This window comes from Streptomyces sp. NPDC007162 (assembly GCF_040634175.1).
Lineage (GTDB): Bacteria > Actinomycetota > Actinomycetes > Streptomycetales > Streptomycetaceae > Streptomyces.
This window is the reverse complement of the sequence record NZ_JBEYFC010000382.1, coordinates 1-8,931: the sequence shown is the minus strand read 5'-3', so window position 1 is coordinate 8,931 and position 8,931 is coordinate 1. Positions and strand designations below refer to the sequence as shown.

The 8,931-nt window shown below is 73.6% G+C and carries 6 protein-coding genes; 1 reads left to right on the top strand and 5 read right to left on the bottom strand.

What is annotated here, in order from left to right:
- Positions 1-417: 417 nt before the first annotated feature.
- Together ABZ646_RS33180 and ABZ646_RS33175 are read right to left on the bottom strand one after the other, a co-directional pair.
- Entirely contained in the window at positions 418-864 is a 447-nt protein-coding gene (locus ABZ646_RS33180) for an XRE family transcriptional regulator (RefSeq protein WP_360527183.1), read from the bottom strand.
- Positions 865-1,141: 277 nt separating this feature from the next.
- Positions 1,142-1,891: a helix-turn-helix domain-containing protein gene (locus ABZ646_RS33175; protein ID WP_360527180.1), complete on the bottom strand. Its 750-nt coding sequence runs from the start codon at positions 1,889-1,891 to the stop codon at positions 1,142-1,144.
- A gap of 217 nt (positions 1,892-2,108) precedes the next feature.
- Here ABZ646_RS33175 and ABZ646_RS33170 point away from each other — a divergent pair, with 217 nt between their 5' ends.
- The gene (locus ABZ646_RS33170) at positions 2,109-5,015 is read left to right on the top strand and encodes a BTAD domain-containing putative transcriptional regulator (RefSeq protein WP_360527177.1); all 2,907 of its coding nucleotides are present in this window, start codon (positions 2,109-2,111) and stop codon (positions 5,013-5,015) included.
- A 44-nt stretch (positions 5,016-5,059) separates the two neighbouring features.
- Here the strand turns inward: ABZ646_RS33170 and ABZ646_RS33165 are convergent, their stop codons facing one another.
- The 3 genes from ABZ646_RS33165 to ABZ646_RS33155 form a co-directional block, all read right to left on the bottom strand.
- The gene (locus ABZ646_RS33165) at positions 5,060-6,715 is read right to left on the bottom strand and encodes a beta-1,3-glucanase family protein (RefSeq protein WP_360527174.1); all 1,656 of its coding nucleotides are present in this window, start codon (positions 6,713-6,715) and stop codon (positions 5,060-5,062) included.
- A 155-nt stretch (positions 6,716-6,870) separates the two neighbouring features.
- Complete coding sequence (locus ABZ646_RS33160; RefSeq protein WP_360527186.1) at positions 6,871-7,863, bottom strand: PP2C family protein-serine/threonine phosphatase; 993 nt, start codon at positions 7,861-7,863, stop codon at positions 6,871-6,873.
- A 229-nt stretch (positions 7,864-8,092) separates the two neighbouring features.
- Entirely contained in the window at positions 8,093-8,677 is a 585-nt protein-coding gene (locus ABZ646_RS33155) for a hypothetical protein (RefSeq protein ID WP_360527171.1), read from the bottom strand.
- Positions 8,678-8,931 lie beyond the last annotated feature (254 nt).

The following is an 8,931-nucleotide window of genomic DNA, read 5'->3' as shown; positions in this document are numbered from 1 at the left end:
GACTCCGAGGTCGTGCAGGTACTGCTTGAGGCGCCCTCCGCGGCGGCCGCGGCCCGGACACCCTCGAGTTCCTCGTCGGTGAAAGAGACGTTCAGGGAAGGCATGGCATCGATGGTACCTACTAGGTGCCTGGCCGGTAAAGCGCGTCCGACGTCGATCAAGGCTCGGGTCATGTCCCCGAGCCTCACCGGCGGGGTCACCGGGGCGACAGGCCTCATCGGGTCCCGGTGCGGACGGATCCGGTCACGGGGGCGGACCCGGTGCCGGCTTCGTGATCGGCGTCGCCCTGCCCGTCGGCGGCGACCTGGATGCGGTCCGTCGTCGCGCGCGGCGACCATCCGCATCGCTCGCGCCCCGTGAGCGGCTCCCGCCACAGGGGCTTCACCGCCGGCGCCGCTTCACCTGGCCAAAGGGCGGTCAGGTCTGGGACTGTGCGGTGAAATTCGAGATCCCACGGGCGGCTCCCGGCGCACCGGACTGTGCGGTGATGGCGGCCAGTTGGCGAAGGGTGAGGTCGAGTACGCGGAGGAGAGCCGCTGTCCGGCGGCCGTCACCGGTCCAGCTGTTCGTCTCCTCGGCCCGCTCGTACGCGGCCGTGTCCATTCCGACGGCGTGGGCGACCTTCGCCGCACTGAGCTGGCGCGCGAGACGGTGCTCCCTCAGGGTGCGCGGCTCCTGGATCTCCATCAGGTCCGTGGTCCGGCACCAGAGGATGTCCGCGAGGACGAACAACTCGTTCTCGGTGGGGCGGTACTCACCGACTTCCCACGCGTGGATGACCGAGATGTCGACGGCAACCCCGCAGGCGTTCATCTGTTCCGTCACCTGCTGGGGCGACAACCCCAGACTCTGTCTGGCCGACATGGCGACGACGGGTGAGAACGGCGGTCGGTTCACTGGCCGGCCCTTCCTGTTGCTGATGGCGCAGACCGCGTCCGCTGGCACGATCTCGAGCAGAGTCTCGCCGCAGGCAGCCGCGGCCGCGACAGGATGACCGCACTCCTGCGCGCCCGTCCCCCACACCTGCCTTCTCGTCCGGTTCGAAGGCCCCTCGCCCCCGGCCCCGAGGGACACGCGTGTGCTGTTCTCCGGGGCAGCCCTGAAGGACGGGCGCCGCGGCGGCTTCGTTCGGCGCCGTGGTTCAGCGGCCGCGCAGGGCCGCGCCGATGGCCCGCCCCGTCTGCTGGACCACGCCCACGAGCCGGTCGAGACTGTGGGTGGGATCGGTCACCAGGGCGAGGGACGCCAGCGGGATGCCGTTCGGACCGTACAGGGGCACGGCGACGCAGCACACGCCGGCCACCACCGTCTGCCGGTCGAGGGCGGCGCCGTGCTCCCGGATCGCCCGGGCCTCCTGTTCCCAGGCCGCGGGCACCGGCCCCGGCGGGAGCCGCGGGTGCGCCGCGGCGGCCAGCACCTTGCCCGCCGCGGTGAACCACGGATACGTCACGTCGTCAGCGCCTCGGCCGAGCGCCCCGGCGCTGTCGCCGGGCGTCCGGTCCAGGACCAGCGTCCGCCCCTCCCGCAACACGTTGACGGTCACGGTCGCCCCGGTGAGCGCCGCGAGCCGGCGGGCCGGTGCGCGGGCCGCGGCGCGCAGGCCCGGGTGCGGCTGCCAGCCCTGGCCGAGCCGGAAGATCCGCGGCCCCATGCGGTAGCCGCCGCTCCGCCGCTCGACGGCTCCCAGTTCGACCATCTGCTCCAGGAGGCGGTACGCGGTCGACTTGGGCAGCCCGCACTGTGCCGCGATCCTGGTCAGCCCGGCCCCTTCGGTCCGCTCCACCGCTTCCAGCAGGGCGAACGCGCCCTCCAGCACACTCCTTCCGCCGCTGTCCGACGCCACCCGCACCGGTGGCCTTCTCGTCGCCGTCGCTGCCCGTCGTCCGTTCACGTTCGGCTCCCCCGGATACCGCCCGGCCGGCGCGGCGCGCCGCCGTTCCCCGTGTGCGGTGCGCCGCCGTGCCCGGCGGCTCCCCGTCCCAGCAGACTGAAGTCCCTGTCATGAGACTGACGTCCGGGTGTGGCTGGAAACGTTGTCGATAGGTTGTCGCCCCGCGCGAGAAAGTGCGCATGGAGTGAAGACGAACCGCACGAGGAGTGTGGACAGCGTGGTGGAACTGCGTCTTCTCGGTCCGGTGGAGCTCTCCTCACAGGGCCTGACCACCGAGGTCGGGCCACCGCAACGCCGTACGGTACTGGCCGCGCTGGCGGTGGATTCGGGCCGCCCCGTGCCGGCCGACGTACTGATCACCAGGGTCTGGGGCGCCGACCCGCCGGACGGGGCGCGGCGCGCGCTGCACGCCCATGTGGCCCGGCTGCGCCGGCTGTGCGAGCGGACCGCCGCACCGGGGCATCCCCGGCTGCACCTGGCGCGCAGGTCGGGCGGATACCTTCTGGAGGCCGGCCCGGACCAGGTGGACATCCACCGGTTCCGGCAGCTGGCCGGCCGGGCCCGGGAGACGGGGTGCCCGGACGGGGAGCGGGCGGCGCTGCTGCGCGAGGCGCTCGGGGTGTGGCGCGGGGAGCCGCTGGCGGGGCTGGGCGGGCAGTGGGCGGCGCGGGTGCGCGAGGCGTGGCGGCGGCAGCACGTGGACGCCGCCGTCGCCTGGGCCCGGGTCGAGTCACGCGTCGGCGATCCCGTCTGTGTGATCGGTCCGCTGACCGAACTGCTCGACCAGTACCCGCTGGTGGAGCCGCTGACCGAGGCGCTGATGCGAGCGCTGCACGCCGCCGGGCGCGGCGCCGAGGCGCTGGACACCTATGCCGCGGTCCGCAAGCGGCTCGCCGAGGAACTGGGTGTCGACCCCGGAGCGGACCTGCGCCGGCTCCACGAGGAGATCCTGCGGGGAGGTCCGGCCGAATCCGTCGTACGACCGCCGTCCCGTACCCCGGTCCGGGCCGCTCCCCCGGCGCCGCCGGCCGAGCCGATCGTCTGGCCGAGCGCGCTGCCGGGCCAACTCCCCATGGGTGTGCATGGTTTCACCGGGCGGGAGAGGGAACTCGCCCAGCTGGAGGACATATGCGCCGAGGCGGCGGACCATCCGTCGGCGGTGGTGATCACGGCGGTGTCCGGTACGGCCGGGGTGGGCAAGACGGCGCTCGCCCTGCACTGGGCGAGGCGGGCCCGAGGTGCCTTCCCCGACGGCCAGTTGTTCGTGGACCTGCGCGGGTTCGCTCCGGGCGGCTCGGCGATGGGCCCGGCGGAGGCGGTACGGGGGTTCCTCGACGCCCTGGGTGTGCCGCCGGCCCGGATCCCGGCCGGCCTGGAGGCGCAGGTGGGGCTCTACCGCAGCCTGCTGACGGGGCGTCGGATGCTGGTGGTGCTGGACAACGTCCGGGACACCGAGCAGGTGCGTCCGCTGCTGCCCGGGTCCCCGGGCTGTCTGGCGCTGATCACCAGCCGGCGGTCGCTGACCGGGCTGGTCGCCGCCGAGGGGGCACGGCTGGTGACCGTCGGCATGCTGGGCCCCCGTGAGGCACGCGAGTTGCTGATCGTCCGGCTGGGCGCGGACCGGGTCACGGCCGATCCGGATGCCGTGCGGGAGATCATCGGCCGATGCGCCGGCCTGCCCCTCGCACTCGCGATCGTCGCCGCCCGGGCCGCCACCCAGCCCGAGCTGCCGCTGGCGGTCCTCGCCGGTGAACTGCGCGGCGTCGATGGGCGGTTGGACGCGCTCGACGGCGGTGAGGCCGGCAGTGCGGTACGGGCGGTGTTCTCCTGGTCGTACCAGGCGCTCGACCCGGTGGTCGCCCGGCTCTTCCGATTACTGGCCCTGCATCCCGGACCGAGCGTCGCGCTGCCCGCCGTCGCCGCCCTGGCCGGCCTGCCGACGGCGCGCGCCGGGGTCCTGGTGCGGGAGCTGGTGCGCGGACACCTGCTCGTCGAACAGCCCGCGGGCCGGTACGCCTTCCACGACCTGCTGCGTACCTACGCCGCCGAACTCCTCGCCGCGTACGACGGCAAGGAGGCCCGACGGACCGCGGCGGGCCGGATGTTCGACCACTATCTGCACACCGCCCACCGGGCGGACGCCCTGTTGACGCCCCGCTCCGACCCGGCTCCGCTGCCGCCCGCCCGCGAGGGTTCCTCGGCCGAGGAACTGGCCGACCACCGGCAGGCGCAGGCGTGGTTCACGGCCGAGCATCCGGTCCTGCTGGCCGTCGTGGAGCGGGCGCGCGAGGCCGGTTTCCCCGGCCACAGCTGGCGCCTCGCCTCCGCGCTGACGACCTATCTCGACCGGCACGGTTACTGGCGGGCGCTGCTGGCGGCGCACACCACGGGGCTGGACGCGGCCCGGCGCAAGGACGACCGCGCCGGGCGGGCCGAAGCCCACCGCGGCCTCGGGCTCGGCAACGACCGACTGGACCGCCGCGACGAAGCCCGTGCCCACTACCTGCGCGCGCTGGAACTGTTCGGCGAGACCGGCAGTCACCCCGGGCAGGCCCGCATCCATCAGCACCTGTCCCGGATGTCCGAGGCCCAGGGCCGGCACGAGCAGGCGCTCGGCCACGCCCACGACAGCCTCGCCCACCACCGTGCCGCCCACGACCTGGCCGGACAGTCCGCCGCGCTGAACCACATCGGCTGGATCCTCGCCCAACTCGGCGACCACCAGGAGGCCCTGGCACACTGCCGGCGGGCTCTCGAACTCGCGCGGGAGACGGGGGACCTCAACGGGCAGGCCCACATCCAGGACAGCCTCGGCTACGTCCAACGCCGGCTGGGCCGCCACTCCGAGGCCCTCGACCACTACCTGCGGGCCCGTGTCCTGTTCCACCAGACCGGTGACCGCCACGGCGAGGCCGCTGCTCTGGCCTGCCTCGGCGACGTCCACGACACCGCCGGGCGTCCGCGTCCCGCCCGCGCCGCGTGGGCCCAGGCTCTGGCCGTCACCGCGGAACTCGGTGTCCCGGACGGGGATCCGCTGCGGGTCCGGCTCCGCGAACGACTCGACGCCGACTCCGCCCGCGGTGCCGCCACGCGACGCCCGCACCCGGCCCCGGCCCCGGACTGAGGCCGGGGCCGGCATGGCAGCCGTCCGGCCGTTCCCGGCCTTGCTCAGCTGGTGAAGGTGAACCAGTTGATGTTGGTGAAGTCCGAGCTGCTGCCAGCGAAGACCAGGTAGACGTCGTGGACACCGGTGGCGGAGGCGACGATGTTCGCGGGCACCGTCTGCCAGTTCTGCCAGCCCCCGTTGTTGGCGAAGTCGATCTCGGCGATCTTCGTGCCAGTGGTGCTGTCGAGGCGCACCTGTACGGCGCCGCTGACACCGGAGGCTGCGCCCGACGCCAGCCGGGCCTTGAACTGGTTCGGCGGGACCGAGCCGAAGTCGACGGAGGAGAACCTGAGCCAGTCCCCGTCGGAGATGTAGCCCACGTCGCTGCCGCCGCCCGTGTCGGAGCAGGTCTCGGTCGAGGTTCCGCTCTGCGCCGAGTAGGACTCGGCCTGGATGGTGCTGTACGCGCTGACGGCGCCCGAGCCCGGGCTCCCCGGTCCGCTGCCCGCGCCGGCACCGAGGGTGACGGTCCACGAGGTCGGCGCGCCGTCCTGGAGGTGGCCGTCCACCGGGGCCGAACCGGTGGGGCCGACGTCGTCGTAGGGGAAGGCGTAGCCGATGCTGGCGTACTGGTGGACGAGCCGTGCGTAGTGGTTGGTGACCGCGTCCTGGTAGTACTGCGCGGGTGCCACGCCGCCGGGCTGGTTGTTCCCGCCCGGGACCAGCAGCGAGCTCCGGTTGAGCGCGGCGGCGAGCCGGGCGGCGATCGCTCCGCGCGCGTCCGACCCCGAGTTGTAGAGGGGGCCGGAGGCGCAGCCGAAGATGTCGGCGGCGCTCGGCTTGGTGAACGGCACACCGTTGGTGTTCAGGCCGGAGAAGACGATGGCACCGCCGGAGACGGTCCCGGTGTAGGAGCCGATGCCGCCCTGGCCGTCGACGGTCAGCGGGGTGGCCGCGTAGTGGTTCCAGACCCGGTTCAGATAGTCGTCCCAGTAGCCGCCGAAGTCGACCGGTGAGTGCGAGGGCGACAGGACGCGCAGGACGGCACCGGAGGAGTCGGTGACCACCAGTCTGTCCCAGGGCGCTCCGTCGGAGGCGTGCTGGGCGCGCAGGCCCGAGGCGATGGCGGCGAGGGCGCCCGAGGGCAGGGGACTGACCGACTGGTTGCCTCCGCTGCCCGTGCTGGCCATCGAGACCGGCAGCGCGACCATGTCGACGTAGGAGATGTTGGCGTAGAGGTTGGCGCTGTTGAAGGTGAACTCGCAGAACGTCCAGTTGGTGGCCCAGTTGGGGTCGGAACTGACCAGGGCGGGCTGCACCAGGCCGGGTACGGTGCCCGGGTTGACGAAGAACTGGAGTTTCTGCCCGACCGAGAACCAGACCCGGCCGCCGATGACGTGGTCGGCCAGGTTGACGGTGGTGGCGGCCGAACCGGAGGCGCCCAGGGGGATGGAGTGGTCGGCGACGGGGGTCACCGTGGACGACGGGTTGGGCAGCCGGTTCAGGGCGCCGTTCGCGTCGACGAAGACGGGCCAGCCGCTGCTGTCGGAGCCGGAGATGTAGGCGTAGACGGTGTCGTGGCCGGAGTTGTTCGCCAGTTTCACGGGGAGTGGGACGCCCGCTGCCGCCGCGGTGGCGGCGACGGGCGAGAAGGGCGTGAGCGCGGCCGCGGCGGCGGTACCGGCGGCGGCGGTCAGGAAGGTACGTCGGGAAACCACAGGTCCTCCCGCAGACATGGGGGCCGTCAACGACGTGACGGTCGGGGGGTGTTGCGCCGGGTGGGGTCCGGTGCGGGGTGACGTTATTGGACTGGACCAATGCGGTCAAGGGTTCCGGAGGCCCGCACCGGGCCGGCGGTTCGAGCGGGAGAACCTCACCGGTAGCGGAGCAGCAGCATGGCGGCGTCGTCCTGGAGCGGGCCGTTCATGTGCTGGAGGAGGTCCTGGCGGAGGGTTTCCAGGGCGGCCTCGGGGTCCTGCTCCTTGAGCAGATGGGCGCGTTCGGCGAGCGGGTAGAAGCGTCCGCCCCGGTCCCGGGCCTCGATGATGCCGTCGGTGTACAGCAGCAGCTGGTCACCCGGCAGGAAACCGGCGCGGTAGGGCTGTGGTCCTGCGACGCCGTGTGCGCCCAGGCCCAGCGGCAGTGCGTGGGTCTCCGGTTCGGGCAGGTCGACCGTGCCGTCGTCGCGGACCAGCATCGGCGGGGGATGGCCGAAGTTGAGGAAGGTCACCTGGTGCGCGCTCACCTCGGCGAGGACGGCGGTGACGAACCGCTCGCCGTCCAGTTGCCGGTCGACGGAACGGGCCAGCCTGTTGCCGACCTCCTCCAGGTCCGCTTCGTCGAGCGCCGCCTCGCGGAACGCTCCGAGGACCAGGGCCGCCGTCTCCACCGCCTCCAGCCCCTTGCCCTGGACGTCCCCGACGATCACCCGCACGCCCTGCGGCGCGGCGACGACCTCGTACAGGTCTCCGCCGATCCGGGCCTCGGCCACGGCGGACGTGTAGGAGACGGCCGCCCGCAGCCGCCCGGCGAGCTTCGGCACGGGCTTGAGCAGGACCCGCTGCGCGGCCTCGGCGATCGACCGGACGCTTTCGAGTTCGGCCTCCCGCTTGCGGCGCATGGACACGGCCACCAGTCCGGCGACGGTGACCCCGAGCACAGAGCCGACGGCCATGGCTCCGCGCCGCATGTCGGTCAGGTCGTCGACCCAGCCGAGTGCGATGCAGAGCAGCAGGGAGAGTCCGCCGACGCACGCGGTGCGCTTCCAGCCGCCCACGAGGGGGGCGAAGGCGGGTCCCACCGAGACCAGCGGCAGGAAGCCGAGTGACGGACCGGCCACGACGTCCGCCACGGCGACCGCGCCCATGACCGCGAACGGCAGCACGGACAACGCCCTCGACCGACGGCTCTGCTGGCGGCTCTGTGCGGACACGTCTGCGAAATCCTCCCCCGGCGACCGGACCGGCACGGCGCATCATCGCAGACGTACCCGCCGTTCCCCGTGAATAGGCGAGGGACTGTCGAGCGGGTACCACCGAGGTACGAACCGGACGGGTGTGCGGCGCGCCGGCCGCCCGGACCGTGCCGTGTCCGGGTCAGCGGCCCTCGCCCCGGGGCCGGCCGCGGGACGGACGGGGTGCCCGGCGGGGGCGTCGTGCGGGCCTGGGGCCGTCGTCGGACGGCCCCGCGGCGAGGGACGAGAAGCCGCCGGGGATCCCCGGCCGCGGCGCGGCCGGCGGCGGCTGCTGCTCGGCGGGCCGCCCGGCGGTGGTACGGCTCGGCCGCTGGGCGCGGGCGAGGACGCTGATGTGCGGGAGCACCCGGGCGCACGCCTCGCAGATCTCCTCCAGCGTCCAGACGCGGCCGACGGCCGGATCGTGCTGGAGGACCAGCGCCACACCGCCCGCGCACTGCGTTCTGGTGTCCGGGTGGGCCTCGCACTGCTGTGCGCCGCAGTGGCAGCGGGCGTTGGGGCGTACGGTGGCCGCCCTCGCGTGCGCGGCCGCGTGCCCGGCGGCGAACGCGCGCAGCGCCGCGAGGTCCTTGGAGCGCGGCGGCATCCGGCAGGCCGCGGTGCTGCAGGTCACGGTGGCCGTCCGGTCGGCGTGTCCGGTCAGGCGGACCGTCCAGACCCGCCCGGGGACGCGCTCCGTAGGTGATTCGCTGTACGCGGTCGTCACGTGCGTCCGTTCTGGTTGATCGACGAAGACCCTCCACTATGTGTTACCCGGCCGGGCGAAGGACAGCACGTTTCCGCGGCGATCGGTTCCGCGAGCGTTGCGCGGGCGCCCGCTCCCGCCCGGGTGCGGCGTACGGCGGGCCGCGCGCCGTTCCCCCTGAAGAGGTACTCGCCGAACCTAGGCGCAGGCGTCGGCCCGCACTCCCGGCTCACGCCTGCTGCTGTCCTGGGACACCGAGGTCGACGGCGGTATCC